This is a genomic window from Embleya sp. NPDC005971 (assembly GCF_040629175.1).
Classification (GTDB): Bacteria; Actinomycetota; Actinomycetes; order Streptomycetales; family Streptomycetaceae; genus Embleya.
The window spans coordinates 51,111-66,442 of the sequence record NZ_JBEXUX010000029.1 but is presented as its reverse complement, the minus strand read 5'-3'; the positions used below and the strand labels follow the sequence as shown (position 1 = coordinate 66,442).

The 15,332-nt window shown below is 66.5% G+C and carries 12 protein-coding genes; 3 read left to right on the top strand and 9 right to left on the bottom strand.

What is annotated here, in order from left to right:
* Positions 1–4: 4 nt before the first annotated feature.
* The 9 genes from ABZ374_RS24845 to typA form a co-directional block, all read right to left on the bottom strand.
* Positions 5–1,015: an ABC transporter permease gene (locus ABZ374_RS24845; protein WP_360314603.1), complete on the bottom strand. Its 1,011-nt coding sequence runs from the start codon at positions 1,013–1,015 to the stop codon at positions 5–7.
* Positions 1,008–1,937, bottom strand: coding sequence for an ABC transporter permease (locus ABZ374_RS24840; RefSeq protein WP_360314601.1), 930 nt, complete (start codon positions 1,935–1,937; stop codon positions 1,008–1,010). The genes ABZ374_RS24845 and ABZ374_RS24840 overlap by 8 nt, the downstream gene beginning before the upstream one ends.
* 159 nt (positions 1,938–2,096) lie before the next feature.
* A complete protein-coding gene (locus tag ABZ374_RS24835; RefSeq protein WP_360314599.1) occupies positions 2,097–3,743 on the bottom strand; it encodes an ABC transporter substrate-binding protein in 1,647 nt (548 codons plus the stop codon).
* 492 nt (positions 3,744–4,235) lie between these two features.
* Complete coding sequence (locus ABZ374_RS24830) at positions 4,236–5,369, bottom strand: oligopeptide/dipeptide ABC transporter ATP-binding protein (protein WP_360314597.1); 1,134 nt, start codon at positions 5,367–5,369, stop codon at positions 4,236–4,238.
* A gap of 41 nt (positions 5,370–5,410) precedes the next feature.
* Positions 5,411–6,538 carry an ABC transporter ATP-binding protein gene (locus ABZ374_RS24825; protein ID WP_360314595.1) on the bottom strand — a complete coding sequence of 376 codons (1,128 nt, stop codon included), beginning with the start codon at positions 6,536–6,538 and terminating at the stop codon, positions 5,411–5,413.
* A 61-nt stretch (positions 6,539–6,599) separates the two neighbouring features.
* Positions 6,600–7,583 carry an ABC transporter permease gene (locus ABZ374_RS24820; protein WP_360314593.1) on the bottom strand — a complete coding sequence of 328 codons (984 nt, stop codon included), beginning with the start codon at positions 7,581–7,583 and terminating at the stop codon, positions 6,600–6,602.
* 127 nt (positions 7,584–7,710) lie between these two features.
* Complete coding sequence (locus ABZ374_RS24815; protein ID WP_360314591.1) at positions 7,711–9,474, bottom strand: ABC transporter substrate-binding protein; 1,764 nt, start codon at positions 9,472–9,474, stop codon at positions 7,711–7,713.
* 132 nt (positions 9,475–9,606) lie between these two features.
* Positions 9,607–10,650, bottom strand: a complete 1,044-nt coding sequence (locus ABZ374_RS24810) for an ABC transporter permease (RefSeq protein WP_360314589.1) — start codon at positions 10,648–10,650, stop codon at positions 9,607–9,609.
* Positions 10,651–10,975: 325 nt separating this feature from the next.
* The gene (gene typA / locus ABZ374_RS24805; RefSeq protein WP_360314587.1) at positions 10,976–12,841 is read right to left on the bottom strand and encodes a translational GTPase TypA; all 1,866 of its coding nucleotides are present in this window, start codon (positions 12,839–12,841) and stop codon (positions 10,976–10,978) included.
* Positions 12,842–13,145: 304 nt separating this feature from the next.
* Here typA and ABZ374_RS24800 point away from each other — a divergent pair, with 304 nt between their 5' ends.
* From ABZ374_RS24800 to ABZ374_RS24790, 3 genes are all read left to right on the top strand, one after another.
* Entirely contained in the window at positions 13,146–13,853 is a 708-nt protein-coding gene (locus ABZ374_RS24800) for a hypothetical protein (protein WP_360314585.1), read from the top strand.
* A 272-nt stretch (positions 13,854–14,125) separates the two neighbouring features.
* Positions 14,126–14,449, top strand: coding sequence for a hypothetical protein (locus ABZ374_RS24795; protein WP_360314583.1), 324 nt, complete (start codon positions 14,126–14,128; stop codon positions 14,447–14,449).
* 4 nt (positions 14,450–14,453) lie between these two features.
* The gene (locus ABZ374_RS24790; protein WP_360314581.1) at positions 14,454–15,275 is read left to right on the top strand and encodes a hypothetical protein; all 822 of its coding nucleotides are present in this window, start codon (positions 14,454–14,456) and stop codon (positions 15,273–15,275) included.
* Positions 15,276–15,332: the final 57 nt, after the last annotated feature.

The following is a 15,332-nucleotide window of genomic DNA, read 5'->3' as shown; positions in this document are numbered from 1 at the left end:
TCCCTCAGCGGAGCTTCGGGTCGAGGGCGTCGCGCACCGCGTCGCCGAGCAGGATGAAGCTGAACACCGTGACCGAGAGGAAGATCGACGGGAAGATCAGCTGGTACGGCGAGTCGCGCAGCGCGGTGGTCGCCGAGCTGATGTCCGCGCCCCACGAGATCTCGGTGGGCGGCAGCCCGATGCCCAGGAAGGACAACGTCGCCTCGGTGGCGATGAAGGTGCCGAGCGAGATGGTCGCGACCACGATCACCGGGGCGATCGCGTTCGGCAGCACGTGTCGCCCGAGGATCCGCGGAGTGCCGGCGCCCAGCGCCTTGGCCGCCACCACGTAGTCGGACTTCTTCACCGTGATCACCGAACCGCGCATGATGCGCGCGATCTGCATCCAGCCGAAGACACCGAGCGCGGCCACCACGGTCCACACGGTGCGGTCCTTGACCGAGCTCATGAACACGAGCGCCGCCAGCAGCAGCGGGATGCCGAAGAAGATGTCCGTGACGCGGGCCAGGATGGTGTCCAGCCAGCCGCCGAAGTAGCCCGACAGCGCACCGATGAGACCACCGATGACCACGATCAGCGCGGTCGTCGCGACACCGACGATGATCGAGGCGCGAGCACCGTAGACGGTGCGCGCGTACACGTCGCAGCCCTGCACGTTGGTGCCGAACCAGTGGTCGCCGGACGGGTCCTTGTTGGTGTCCAGGATCGGACAGTGCCGCGGGTCGATGTTGGTGAACACGCCCGGGAAGCACGCCATGAACACCAGGAACAGCAGCAGGATGCCCGACACGTAGAAGCTCGGGCTGTTGCGCAGCTCGCGCCACGCCTCCGCCCAGGCCCCGCGGGGCTTGTCCTGCGGTGCCTGCGCGTCCGGTGCGGAGTACGCGCCGCGCTTCTCCAGCGTCGTGCCCTCTTCGTCCGCGAGCAGACTGCCGGGAAACTCGATGGCGGATTGGGGCTGCTGGTCGCTGCTGGTCGGCAGCTGTTCACGCTGCTGCTTGTTCATGTCAGGCATACCGGATCCTCGGGTCCAGGACGGCGTACAGCAGGTCGACGATCAGGTTCATGACCAGATAGATCATCACCAATGCCGCCACCGCGCCGACCACTGTCGAGCTCTCGTGCTTGGTGACCGCGAGGTAGATCAGGCGGCCGACACCGTCGACGTTGAAGATGCCCTCGGTCACGATCGCGCCGGCCATCAGGGCGCCGAGATCCGCACCGAGGAACGTCACCACGGGGATGAGCGAGTTGCGCAGCAGGTGGCGGGTGACCACTCGGCGGCGCGGCAGACCCTTGGCGGTCGCCGTCCGGACGTAGTCGGCGCGCATGTTTTCCGCGACGCTGGTCCGGGTGAGTCGGGCGACGAAGGCCAAGGAAAGCGAGCCGAGCACGATGCCCGGCAGCAGGAGCTGACTCCAGGTCGCGTCGCCCACGGTGGCGGTGGCCTCGAAGATGCCCCACTCCGAACCCAGCCAGAACTGGGCGACGGTGCCGAGCACGAAGACCGGGATCGAGATGACCACCAGCGTGCCGGCGAGTACGAGCGTGTCGACGAACTTGCCGCGGCGCAGGCCGGACAGCAGGCCCAGGCCGACGCCGACCACGACCTCGATCGCAAATGCGATCATCGCCAGTCGGATCGAGACCGGGAAGGCCCGCTTGAGTTCGTCGGCAACGGGACGGCCGTTGAAGCTCGTCCCGAAGTCACCGTGGAGCAGGTCGGTGATGTAGTACCAGTACTGCACGATCAGCGGGTCGTTCAGGTGGAACTCTTCCCGCATCTGGCGCACGAAGACAGGGTCGGCACCTCTGTCGCCGAACATGGCCGAGATGGGGTCGCCACCCAGCTGATACACCATGTAATAGATCAAGAACGTGGTCCCGATGAACACCGGGATCATCTGGAGCAGCCGCCGTACGACATATCGCCCCATACCAGCCTCCTGCTGTCGTCGTCGGCCCGAAGCGGGGGATCGGACCAGTGGCCGGCGCCATGGATCGCACGACGCCGGCCCGGCCCGTCACCGCCAAGATCCGGCCGCACCGTTGCGGTGCGGCCGGACCGTGGTCAGCGTCGGGTCATGTCCGATTCACTACTTGACGGTGACCTCGGTGAAGACCGGGTTGCCGTACGGGTCGAACTGGACATTGGAGACCTTGGTCGAGGAACCGCCCTTGGTCACGTAGTACCACAGCGGGATGGACGGAACGTCCTTCGCCATCTGCTGCTCGGCCTGCTGCCAGAGCTTGACGCCCTCGGTCTGGTCCGAGGCCGACATCGCGCGCTTGGCCAGGTCGTCGAAGACCGGGCTGGAGTAGCCCGAGTCGTTGGACGCGGCATCGGTCTTGTAGATGTCGGCGAGGAAGTTGTCCGGGAACGGGTAGTCCCCACGCCAGCCGGTGCGGTACGCGCCGGTCATCTTCTTCTCGGTGATGTCCTTACGCGCCACGCTGAACTCGGGGTACAGCTTCGGCGCGCAGGCGTTCGGCTTCTTCAGCGCCTCGTTGATGCTGTTGCAGACCGCGGTGACCCATTCCTTGTGCGGGCCGTCCGCGTTGGTGGCGATGGTGAGCGTGCCACCGGGGATGCCGCCGCCGGCCTCGACCAGTTCGCGCGCCTTGGCCGGGTCGTACTTGGTCAGGTCGCCGGTGATGTCCTTGCTGTAACCCGGGATGTTCGGGGCCAGCCAGTCGGTCGCCGGCTGCTCGGCGCCCTTGTAGATCGCCTTGACGATGCTCGCGCGGTCGATCGCCATGGACAGGCCCTGACGGACCTTCTCCTTGCCCGGCGCGCTCCACCCGGCGTCGTACAGCGGGAAGCCGATCTTTTGGATCGAGTACTGCGGCGCCTCGATCGCGCGGTCGCCCAGGTCCTTCTTGAAGCTGCCGACGGCAGCCGTGGGGATCTGGTCGATCACGTCGAGCTTGTTGTCGCGCAGCGCCGTGTAGGCGGCGTCGTACGTGGTGTACATCTCCAGCCGCACACCGTTCGACTTCGGCTTGTCGTCACCGGCGTACTTGTCGAACTTCTTGACCGTGATCGACTTCTTGTGGTTCCAGCCGCCGTTGGCGGCGTCGAGCTGGAACGGACCGTTGCCGATCGGCGCCTCGCCGTACTTCTTCGGGTCCTTGTAGAACTCGGCCGGCAGCGGCGCGTAGACCACGTAGCCCAGGCGCGACTTGAAGGACGAGACCGGCTGGGTCAACTTGATCGTGAACGTGTTCTCGTCCACGACCTTGAGACCGGACATCTCCTTCGCGGTCGGCGCGCCCTCCTTCGGGTGCACCGCGTCGTAGCCCTCGAACAGCTCGAACCAGCTCGCGTTGATCTGCTTGTTGTCGGAGTTGGCGCCCCAGTTCCACGCGTCGACGTAGGACTTCGCCGTGACCGGCTCGCCGTTGTGGAAGGTCCACCCCGGCTTGAGCTTCACGGTGTAGTTCGTCGAGTCCGGGCTCTCCACCGACTGCGCCATGGCCGGCACGGGCTGCCCGGTCTTGGAGTCGTAGGTGTACAGGCCGCGGAACATGAGCTGCAGCGGGTAGAACCCACCGGTCTCGTTCGAGTTCGCCGGCTGAATCAGGTTCTGCGGCTCGGTGCTGCTGGCGGAGTAGTAACCGGCGGGAAGCCCGCTGCCACCGCCCTTGCTGCCCTTGTCGTCATCGCTGCTGCCACACGCAGTCGCCGCCAGGCCGAGAACGGCCATGCCGACGACCCACTTCACGCGCGTTGTTCCGCGCATGGGTTGCCTCCTCGTGGAAATCACTACCGAAGTGAAGTGCAACGGGGCTCCCAAGCGGGAAGCTTCCGTCACGCCTGCTCGTAGAGTCGGCGCCCCCGAGCGCGTGACCAGGTTCCGAGCACAAGCGGATCTACTATCCGTCACCGATTGGCTGCGACCAATCCCCTGCAGGTTTCAGTTTGATCACGTAAATCCGTGATCAATCTCGAAACCCAGACATATGAGACCAGTGCCGAAGCCGTATCAAACGGACACCATGTACCGCTGCCCGGAGCATACAGTCCGATGAACGAACACCCATAGCACGCCCCTACCTCGTCTCGACAGGCGAGAAACGCTACTGAGCGTGACGATACTCCCCCGGGCGCGGCGGCGCGGACCGGCTGGTCGGAGCGGTTCAACGCGCGTAGCTGACCTGCAGGAAAGCACGAAAAACGGGATGCCACCAAATCGGTGGCATCCCGTTCGGGAGTGCGATATAACGACCGGCCGTTACTCCGGGTCGGAGCTGATGCCCGCTTCCAGGGCTGCTTCGATGCGCTCCTCGGGCATGGTCTCCTCCGCCTTCGCGGTGGCCTCCAGTGGTCCGGGGAAGTGGCACGCGACGCGATGCCCCTCCAGCAGCGTCTCGATCCCGATCAGCGGCGGTTCCTCGTTCGCGCACACGTCCTGCGCCTTGGGGCAGCGGGTACGGAACCGGCAACCCGAGGGCGGATTGATCGGACTGGGCATGTCGCCGAAGGCGTGCACCCGTGTCCGGTTCGCGCTCTTGTCCGGGTCCGCCTCCGGCACCGCGGCCAACAGCGTGTGCGTGTACGGGTGGTGCGGATTGGAGTACAGCGAGGTGCGGTCGGCGATCTCCACGATCTTGCCGAGGTACATCACCGCGACCCGCTGGGAGAAGTGCCGGACCACCGCGAGGTCGTGCGCGATGAACACGAACGCGATGCCCATGTCCCGTTGCAGGCCCTGGAGCAGGTTGACCACCTGGGCCTGGATCGACACGTCCAGCGCGGACACCGGCTCGTCGGCCACGATCAGCCGCGGTTGCAGCGCCAGCGCGCGGGCGATGCCGATCCGCTGCCGCTGGCCGCCGGAGAACTCGTGCGGGAAGCGGTTGTAGTGCTCGGGGTTGAGACCCACCCGCTCCAGCAGCTCCTGCACCCGCTTTTTTCGGCCACCCTCGGGATCGATCCCGTTGACCTCCATCGGCGAACTCACGATCGCACCGACCGTCTGTCGCGGGTTCAGCGAGGAGTACGGGTCCTGGAAGATCATCTGGATCTGGCTGCGGATCGGGGCGATCTGCTTGCGGGTCGCGTGCGTGATGTCGGTGCCGTCGTAGCGGATGCTGCCGCCGGTGGGCTCCAACAGTCGGCTGATCAGCCGGCCGGTGGTGGACTTGCCACAGCCGGACTCGCCGACCAGGCCGACGCTCTCCCCCGGGGCGACGGACAGGTCGATCCCGTCCACCGCCCGCACGTTGAGCATCTTGCGCCGAACCAGGCCGCCACCCTTGACGGGGAAGTACTTGACCAGTCCCCGGACGTCGAGCAGCGGCTCGCCGGGCGCCTGCGGCGCAGGGTCCGGGGCGGGCGCCGGGGACTCGCTGATCGTCTCGGTCATCGTCGTTCTCCTGCTTTCTGCCATCGGCCGAGCTTCAGCGGTCAGCCGAGCAGCGGGCGGACGTCGTCGATGAAGATCCGCTGCTTGTCCTCGGCGGTCAGGTGACAGGCCGCCCCGCGACCCTCGGCCAGCGTGAGCGCGGGACGCTCGGTCGAACAGCTGTCGCCGCCCACCACGTCGACGTAGTCGCAGCGCGGGTGGAACGGGCAGCCCGAGGGCGGCGCCAGCAGGCTCGGCGGGGTGCCGCGGACCGGCCGCAGCGGGATGTCGACGTCGCCCGAGAGGTTGGGCATCGAGGACAGCAGCCCCCACGTGTACGGATGCCGGGGGTTCTTCAGCACCTCGCGCACGGTGCCCTTCTCCACGCTGCGCCCCGCGTACATCACCAGCACGTCGTGCGCCATCGACGCGATCACGCCGAGGTCGTGGGTGATGAACAGGATCGCGGTGCCGAACTCGTCCTGAAGATCGCGCAGCAGATCCAGGATCTGCGCCTGCACGGTCACGTCCAGCGCCGTGGTCGGCTCGTCCGCGATCAACAGGTCGGGGTCGCAGACCAGCGACATCGCGATCATCGCGCGCTGGCGCATGCCGCCGGAGAAGTGGTGCGGGTAGTCGTTGACCCGCGTCTTGGGATTGGGGATCCCGACCCGGTCGAGCATCTCGATCGCGCGGGCGTGCGCGTCGTGCCGATTGGCGCCCATGTGCCGGCGATACGACTCGGCGATCTGCTCACCCACCGTATAGAACGGTGACAGCGCGGTCAGCGGGTCCTGGAAGATCATCGATATGCGCCGGCCGCGCAGATCGCGCAGCTTGCGCTCGGGCATCTTCACCAGTTCGTTGCCGTCGAACCGGATCTCGCCCTCGATCTTCGTCTTCTCCCGGTTGTGCAGGCCCAGGATGGTCAGCGAGGACACCGACTTGCCCGAACCGGACTCGCCGACGATGCCGAGCGTGCGGCCCTTCTCGACGTCGAAGGACAACCCGTCGACGGCCTTGACGACGCCGTCGTCGGTGGAGAAGTGCACCCGCAGGTCGCGGACCGACAGGAAGGCGTCGGAGCCGCCCTCGGCGGCACCCGCGTGCCGGCCGAGCGGTTCCGGGGCTCCCTTGCCCTTGCCCTTGCCCGTCGGCTGCTCGGCGGTGGTTTCGGTACTCGCGGCCATGCCCTGCTCCTCGGCCCCTGCGGCTACTGGACGGTGACGCGGACTCATCGGACGCCGCCCTTCACGAGAGCCGGACCCGGGGATCGATGACGACGTACAACATGTCCACCACGAGGTTCGCGATCATCGTGAAGGTGGCCGCGATGACCACCACGCCCATCATCATCGGCAGGTCGGAGTCGGTCACCGAGGTGACCGCGAGCATTCCGATGCCGTGCAGACTGAAGGTGCTCTCGGTGATGATCGTGCCGCTCATCAACACCCCGATGTCCACACCGAGCACGGTGACGATCGGGCTGAGCGCGCCTCGGAAGGCGTGTTTGATGTAGACGCTGCGGCCGGACAGGCCCTTGGCCTTGAGGGTTCGTACGTAGTCCTCGGACAACACGTCCACCATCGTGGATCTGGTGAGGCGGACGTACATCGCCATGTGGATGGTCATCAGACAGATCCATGGCAACAACAGTCCCGACGCCCACAACAGCGGATCGTCGGTGAACTGGTGGTACTGCGGTCGATCCATCCAGCCCAACTGCTGGACGAAGATGTAGATGAAGACCGGCCCGAGCACGTAGATCGGCGCCGAACCGCTCAGCAGCGCGAAGCCGGTGGCGACCTTGTCGGTCTTCTTGCCCCGGCGCATCGCGGCCAGGACACCGAGTCCGATACCGAGCGTCATGAACAGCACGACCGCGCCGATGGCCAGCGAAACGGTGGTCGGGAAACGGTCGGCCACCGTGTGCGAGACGTTCTGGTTGTTCGCGAACGAGTAGCCCAGGCACGGGAAGTTACAGGTCTGCTCACCGATGTTGCGACCGGTGAAGATCCCCGACACGAAGATCCAATACTGCTCCAGGAGCGGTTTGGCCAGGCCGAGGTTTTGCCGGACCGTCTCGCGCATCTCGGGCGTGCAGTTCTTGCCACACGACAGACGCACGACCGAGTCGGCGCCGGACGCGGCGAAGAACAGGTAGAACGTGATGAGGCTGACGACAAGCAGGATCGCCGCTACGCCGAGCAGCCGCCGGACCAGGAATCGAAGCATGAGGCCGGTCTTCCTCCGCGATGTGCCCCGGAAGGTCGATGCGGCCGGACCGTCGGTCCCGGGAGTCGCGTGGCGACTCCCGGGACCGACGGCGGACGAGCGGATCGACCTTCGGGGGGCCGGACGGCTACTTGATGAAGATGTTGTTCAGGTTGATCGCGCCGTAGGTGTTGAGCGCGGCGCCGCCGATCTGCGGGCCGTACACCAGACGGTGACGCTGGTAGATGTAGGGGATGGACGGCACGTCCTGCATGATCTTCTCGTCGAGCTTCATCCACTCGACCGCCTGCGCGGTGGTGTCCGAGATCTTCAGGATGCGGTCGATCTCCGCGTCCACGGCGGGGTTCTTGTACTTCGAGTAGTTCTGGCCGTTGTCCTTGACCTGACGGCTGTCGTACACCGGGGTGTAGACGGTCGAACCGGTCGGCCAGTCCGCGCCCCACCCGGCCCAGTAGAGGTCACACGGCGTGTCGAGCTTGCCGATCACGTCGTAGTACTCCTTGTCGGAGATCTCCTTGCGCTCCATCTGGAAGCCGGCCTTGCCGAGCTGGTCCATGATCGGCAGCGCACGCTCCTGCTGGACCTTGGTCGTGTTGATGCACAGCACGACCTTCTGGCCGACCTTGCCCGCGGCCTCCAGCATCTGCTTGGCCTTGGCCTGGTCGCCGTCCGGCGGGAGACCGTCGAACAGGCTCTTGTACGGCGTGTAGCCGAGCTGGGTCGGCGAGGCGATGGTGGTGGAGAAGTCGCCCGCGGTGGGGCCACCCTCGGCCAGTCGCGCGGACTGCCGCGGGAACGCGGTCAGCATCGCCTTGCGGACGTTGACGTCGGTGATCCGCGCGTTGTTGATGTCGAACCGGTTCGCGTACGGGCCGACGCCGTCGGTGACCCGGTTCTTGAGCGCGGGGTCGGTGGCGATCTGCTGCGCGAAGTTGGCGTCCGGACGCTCGTTCAGCGTGAACGCGGCGGCGTCACTGCCGGCCGCGGCGGTCAGCCGCTGGAACTGCGTCGCGCCGGGGATGCCCATCTCGAACTTGAACTGGTCCACGTACTGGTGCCGCACGGCGTCGGTGGCCGGGTCCCAGTTGGGGTTCTTGTCCAGGACGAGCTGCTTGTCCGGCTCGTGCGTGCTGATCTTGTACGGGCCGCTGGAGAACGGCTTGGTGTCGATCTGCTCCTTGGTGTCCTTCGCCTTGGGCATCGGCGCGGTGGTGCCCATGGCCGCGGCGAAGGGGAAGTCCGACTGCGCGTCCTTGAGGTGGAAGATGATCGTCTTCGCGTCCGGGACCTCGATCTTGTCGTTGCCCAGCTCGCCGCCCTCGTACGGCCCGGGGTAGACCTCCCAGTACTTGTCCGTCCCGGCCAGCCAACCCTGGATCCACACCGGACCCTCGTTCCACGCCTTGTTGAACATGCGCTCGACGCCGTACTTGACGTCCGCGGCGACGATCGGCGTGCCGTCCTCGTACTTCAGGTTGTCCTTGAGCGTGTACTTCCAGGTCTTGCCACCGTCGGTGGTGGTCCCGGTGTCGGTGGCGAGGTCACCGACGAGGGTGGTCTTGTCGCCCTCGATCTTGTACGTCGTCAACCGCCGCGTGACCATCTCGGAGACGGTCATCAGGTTGCTGACGTAGGCACGACCCGGGTCCAGGTGGGAGAAGCCGGTGCGGTTGAGCACGCCGGCCACGCCGCCCTTCTTGGCTCCGGGTATCTCCGGCGCCGGGCCCTTCGAGTCGGCCGCCGTGCCGATCACGACGGACGCCGTCTTGGCGGAGGGTTTCGCCGTGTTGTCCTTCTTGTCCTCGCTGCCGCTGCTGCACGCGGACGCCGAGGCCGCGAAGGCCCCTACCGCGAGCAGCGCGACGAATCGGCGCTTCCCCGTCGTTGTCATGTGATCCCCTCATCCAGAAAACCGTTCACCGGGCCCATGTGCCGCGGCGGGTGGGACGTACGCAGGAGCTGTTGCGCAAGCTCCGAGGTCACGCGGGTGGTTGCGGTTCGACCGCGCGCGGACCTCGGCCGGTCATCGGTTCGACTTGGGATCGAGCGCGTCGCGCACCGAGTCGCCGAGGAGGTTGAAGGCGAGCACGAAGATCACCATCGCGATGGCCGGGAAGGCCAGGTAGGTGACGTCGCTCTGCATGCCCTCGAAACCCTTGTTGATCATCCGACCCCAGTCGGGGGTGGGTTCGGTCATACCGACACCGAGGAAGGACAGCGCCGCCTCGGTCGTCACGTAGGTCGGCAGGTCGAGCGTCGCGACGATCAGGATCGGGGTCCACAGGTTGGGCAGGAGTTCCTTGAAGATGATCCGCCCGGATCCCGCTCCGCTGACCTTCGCCGCCTCGATGTACTCGCGTTCGCGCATCGACAGGACCTGGCCGCGCAGGATGCGGGCGATCCGGGTCCAGCCGAACAACGACAGCACGATGATCAGGGCCGTCGCCCGGAGCGCGGTGGGTGTCGTCTCGCGCTCGCTGACGAACAGCGCGAGCACGATCGGGGTGAACGCGATGAAGAACAACTGCGAAGGCATCGCCAGCAGGGTGTCGATCACCCGGCTGATCACGTAGTCGACCTTGCCGCCGAGGTATCCGGCGGTGATGCCCAGGATGGTGCCGACCACCGTGACGATCAGCACCACCACGACGGCGAGCAGCAGCGAGGTACGGATCCCGTACACGAGCTGCATCAACACGTCCCGGCCGACCGCGGGTTCGATGCCGAACCAGTGCTCGCCCGAGATGCCGCCGTTGGGTGCGATCGGGGCGCCGACCTCGTTGAGCAGACCCGGTTTGATCTGCCCATAACGTGTGTACGGATCCTTCCCGTACAACTTCTCGATCAACGGTGCAGCCAAAGCGATCAAGAAAAAGAAAATCACGATCACTGCGGATATGACGCCGCTGCGATCCCTGCGGAAACGCCGCCAGGCGAGTTGTCCGGGGGATCGCCCGATCACCTCTTGTGGGGCCGCCGAGACACCCGCTTCGGAGAGCGACGCGTCCGGCGTTCCCAGAATCGGGGATCCTCCCGCTTCCGGGACAAGCTGGGGTTGCATGGTCATGACTGCAAATACCCCCGAGTCGCGGTCGGGTGCGACCGGATTCCGTTTGGTTTGGTGGCCGCACGGACTCTCGCAACCGAATTACCCGGACGTCAAGAGGACAGTCATACTGAACCCGATAGCGAAAGATATTCGCCATTTTGATCTGTTCGAAGTTTCGAATCCGACCGATAAATGCTTGAAAATGTTACTCGCATTGGAAACATAACGAATATAACCGGGCAAAGATATCGACTTGGTCTCAGCATACGAAAAGCCGGTGACCTGCGGGTTCGACCGCAGGTCACCGGCTCGTTCGGGTCGCCGAAGGGCGACCGTCAAGCGATCAGCGCTTGGCACGCGAGGCCGAGCGGCCACGCTCCTTCTGATCGAGAACGACCTTGCGGATGCGCACGGTCTCCGGGGTCACCTCGATGCACTCGTCCTCGCGGCAGAACTCGAGCGCCTGCTCCAGCGACAGCTTGCGCGGCGGGATCAGCTTCTCGGTCTCGTCGGAGGTCGACGAGCGCATGTTGGTGAGCTTCTTCTCCTTGGTGATGTTGACGTCCATGTCGTCGGCGCGCGAGTTCTCGCCGACGATCATGCCCTCGTACACCTCGGTGGTCGGCTCGACGAACATCTGGCCGCGCTCCTGCAGGTTCATCATCGCGAACGGCGTCGCGACACCCGCGCGGTCGGCGACCAGCGAACCGTTGTTGCGGGTCCGGATCTCGCCGAACCACGGCTCGTAGCCCTCGTGCACGCTGTGCGCGATGCCGGTGCCCCGGGTGTCCGTGAGGAACTCGGTGCGGAACCCGATCAGACCGCGCGCGGGCACCACGAACTCCATCCGGATCCAGCCGGTGCCGTGGTTGGTCATGGTCTCCATGCGGCCCTTGCGGGACGCCAGGAGCTGGGTGATCGCGCCGAGGTATTCCTCGGGCGAGTCGATGGTCAGGCGCTCCACCGGCTCGTGGATCTTGCCGTTGACCTCGCGGGTGACCACCTGCGGCTTGCCGACGGTGAGCTCGAAGCCCTCCCGGCGCATGGTCTCCACCAGGATCGCCAGCGCCAGCTCGCCGCGGCCCTGGACCTCCCAGGTGTCGGGGCGCTCGGTGGGCAGCACGCGCAGCGACACGTTGCCGACCAGCTCACGCTCCAGGCGGTCCTTCACCAGGCGTGCGGTGACCTTGTGGCCCTTGCCGCCCTTGCCGACCAGCGGCGAGGTGTTGGTACCGATGGTCATCGAGATCGCGGGCTCGTCCACCGTGATCAACGGCAGCGGGCGCGGGTCCTCGGGGTCGGCGATGGTGTCGCCGATCATGATCTCCGGGATGCCGGCGATGGCGATGATGTCGCCGGGGCCGGCCTCCTCGGCGGGCTTGCGCTCGAGCTGGTCGGTCATCAACAGCTCGGTGATCTTGACCCGCTCGATGGTGCCGTCGTGCCGGCACCACGCGGCCTGCTGGCCCTTGCGGATGGTGCCCTGGTGCACGCGGCACAGCGCGATACGGCCGAGGAAGTTGGACGCGTCCAGGTTGGTCACGTGCGCCTGGAGCGGTGCGCCCTCGTCGTACTCGGGCGCCGGGATGGCGTCCAGGATGGCCTGGAAGAACGGCTCCAGGCTGTCGCTGTCGGTGGGCACGGTGCCGTCGGTGGGACGCACCAGGGTGGCCACGCCGTCCCGCGCGCACGCGTAGACGATCGGGAACTCGATCTGCTCCTCGGTCGCGTCCAGGTCCATGAACAGCTCGTAGGTCTCGTCGACGACCTCGGAGATGCGCGAGTCGGGACGGTCGACCTTGTTGATGCACAAAATGACCGGCATCTTCGCGGAGAGCGCCTTGCGGAGCACGAAGCGAGTCTGCGGAAGCGGGCCTTCCGAAGCGTCGACGAGCAGCACGACACCGTCCACCATCGACAGTCCGCGCTCCACCTCTCCACCGAAGTCGGCGTGGCCGGGCGTGTCGATGATGTTGATGGTGACCGTGGGGCCACCGTCCTTGGGGTGATAGGCGACGGCGGTGTTCTTCGCGAGAATGGTGATGCCCTTCTCGCGCTCCAAGTCGTTGGAGTCCATCACCCGATCGTCCATCTGGTGGTGGGCACTGAACGTGCCCGCCTGCTTCAGCATGGCGTCGACGAGGGTGGTCTTGCCGTGGTCGACGTGGGCGACGATGGCGACGTTGCGGATGTCATGGCGCGTGGGCACGGCTGCGTGTCTCTCGGCTTCAGTCGGGGATGCTACGGACGGGCCGGCGACCGCGGGCCTCCTCGAGCCGCACGATGGGCATCGCGCGAACCGGCCTGCCTCCTCGGCGCCAAGGTCAATCGTACGGGGAGGAGCGTCCCCCGCTCGGTCCCGGCGCCCGTCGGCCGCCGTTCGAGGGGTCCACAGGGCACAATCCGTAGGTGTGAGCGAGTCTGGCGAGTCCTTCAACGAGCGCATCCGCAAGCGGTGGTCCAGGCGGGCCGCCGACCGGCCGGACGGGACCTTTGGGCCCGTTCCTTCCGATATGGGGGCCGACGCGACGCCCCCACCGTCCGACCAGGGCACCCCGGCGGGGCGGGCCCGGCTGCTCTACGAGCGGGCCACCGAGGCGTATCGCGACGGGGATGTCGCGATGGTCGAACAATTGGCCGATCTCATCCCGGAGGGGCCCGAAAGTGAGCCCTATCGCACTTTCGCGCGAGTCCAGGCCCTGGAGGCGCACGCCGACGACGCGGCCGCCGCGGCGGTCGCCCGGGCCTATCTGGACCGGATCGGCCCCAGCCATCCGGCCTGGGACACCGGCCGCGCGCTGTTCGGCGAGGTCATGGTGCAGGCGCTGATCATGGGCACGGTGCCGCTCGCGGACAATCTGGCCGCCGCCGAGGAGGCACTGCGCAAACCCGGTGATTCGTACACGCACCCCTCGGGCGCGACCATCCGCTTCGAGGCCGAGGACGACGAACCGCTGCTGATGGTGTTGCACGGAAACGCGGCGAAGGCGGTACGGGCCGCCAAACGCCTGGTCGAAACCGAAAAGCGGTCGTCCCGCGCCGGGTACGCCGACGCGTTGTGCACTTTCGCCCTGTGTGTCTGCGCCGAGGGCGACATCACCGCCGCGCGCGCGGCGCTCGTCGAAGCAGAGGGAGTCCTTCCGGGCCGTCCGCGCATCGGCGCGACCCGCGCCCGGGTGGAATCCAGCCCGGCCGCCACATTGCGCCCCGAAGATCGTTAAACCTCGAATTTCCCGAGCGCGGTCGAACACCTCGAACGCCGTTCGCCCTGATCACCGGAATTCGATCTTGCTTCTCGAAGATCGAATTCCGGTGATCTTTGTTTCGTTGATCATGTTTTCCCGATCTGTGACCCATCAGATCCGCGAAACACTTTCCTTCGATTGATCGTTCGCGCCAGACTGCCGAAGTTCCCACCTCGGGAATCAATGGCAAGTCCGCAACACCACCCCATCCCCCGGCCCCCGACGACGTGGCGCCGGAAAAACAGGAGGTGAGCGCGATCTTGACGACTCGGGCGCACGAGGACCTGGCCGAAGCCAGGCGCAGGCTCGACAATCTGGCACGCGCGGTGCGCACTCTGCGCCGCACGCTCGGCGACACGTACGGCGTCCGCAGACTCAGCGACGACGTGGAACGGGCACGAACCAGCCTCGGCTTCCTGGCCGAGACGGTCGCCGAGAGCGAACCGGCCGTCGCTCCCGTCCCGACGCCGGTCGAAGTGATGTCCGACCTGCCTTACGACCCGATCCTCTTCGCGGACGCGGACGACGAAGGTGTGGGCGGCATGCGCCCGCCCCGCCGGACAGGAAGGTGACGTCTTGGCCACAGGGACGACGGGACCAACCGGCGGTACCGGCACCAACGCACCCGGCCGGGCCCACATCCGGGCCCGACATCTGCGCACCGACCGCTGGTGGCTCTCGCCGGCGGTGACGGTGGGCATCCTGTCCGCGTTCATCGTCTACTCGACCTGGCGCGCGTTCGCGAACGACGACTACTTCGCCGAGCCGTACGTGTCGCCGTTCTACTCGCCGTGTCTGGCGTCCCGTTGCGACAGCATGCCGATGAGCGCCAACGCGCCGCTGTTCGGCGACTGGTGGGGGCTGTCCCCGGCCCTGCTGATCCTGATCTTCCCGCTGGGCTTCCGGCTGACCTGCTACTACTACCGCAAGGCGTACTACCGGGGCTTCTGGGCGTCGCCGTCGGCGTGCGCCGTCCCCGAGCCGCGCGGCAGTTACTCGGGCGAGACCCGGTTCCCGCTGATCATGCAGAACATCCACCGCTACTTCTTCTACTTCGCCGGCGTGGTGGCGGTGATCCTGTCCTGGGACGTGCTGATCGCGTTCCGCGACGAGCACGGCGCCTGGGGGCACATGGGGCTCGGCACCCTGGTGCTGCTCGCGAACGTGCTGCTGATCTGGGCGTACACGCTCTCCTGCCACTCGTGCCGGCACATCGTCGGCGGCAAGCTCAAGCACTTCTCCAAGCACCCGGTGCGCTACCGCTTCTGGGGCCTGGTCAGCCGGCTCAACGGTCGGCACATGGAGCTGGCCTGGGCCTCGCTGTTCAGCGTCGCGCTGGCCGATCTGTACGTGTACCTGGTCGCGAGCGGCGCCTTCGACGACCCTCGCTTCTTCTGAGTACCGGCTCGCCCCCCGAAGCCGGCGCACCTGCCCGACCCAGTACACCTGCCCAGC

Excerpts from the sequence above, each read along its gene's own strand:
- ABZ374_RS24845 (WP_360314603.1), bottom strand. The coding sequence starts at position 1,015 with ATGCCTGACATGAACAAGCAGCAGCGTGAACAGCTGCCGACCAGCAGC.
- ABZ374_RS24840 (WP_360314601.1), bottom strand. The coding sequence starts at position 1,937 with ATGGGGCGATATGTCGTACGGCGGCTGCTCCAGATGATCCCGGTGTTC.
- ABZ374_RS24835 (WP_360314599.1), bottom strand. The coding sequence starts at position 3,743 with ATGCGCGGAACAACGCGCGTGAAGTGGGTCGTCGGCATGGCCGTTCTC.
- ABZ374_RS24830 (WP_360314597.1), bottom strand. The coding sequence starts at position 5,369 with ATGACCGAGACGATCAGCGAGTCCCCGGCGCCCGCCCCGGACCCTGCG.
- ABZ374_RS24825 (WP_360314595.1), bottom strand. The coding sequence starts at position 6,538 with ATGGCCGCGAGTACCGAAACCACCGCCGAGCAGCCGACGGGCAAGGGC.
- ABZ374_RS24820 (WP_360314593.1), bottom strand. The coding sequence starts at position 7,583 with ATGCTTCGATTCCTGGTCCGGCGGCTGCTCGGCGTAGCGGCGATCCTG.
- ABZ374_RS24815 (WP_360314591.1), bottom strand. The coding sequence starts at position 9,474 with ATGACAACGACGGGGAAGCGCCGATTCGTCGCGCTGCTCGCGGTAGGG.
- ABZ374_RS24810 (WP_360314589.1), bottom strand. The coding sequence starts at position 10,650 with ATGACCATGCAACCCCAGCTTGTCCCGGAAGCGGGAGGATCCCCGATT.
- ABZ374_RS24800 (WP_360314585.1), top strand. The coding sequence starts at position 13,146 with ATGGGGGCCGACGCGACGCCCCCACCGTCCGACCAGGGCACCCCGGCG.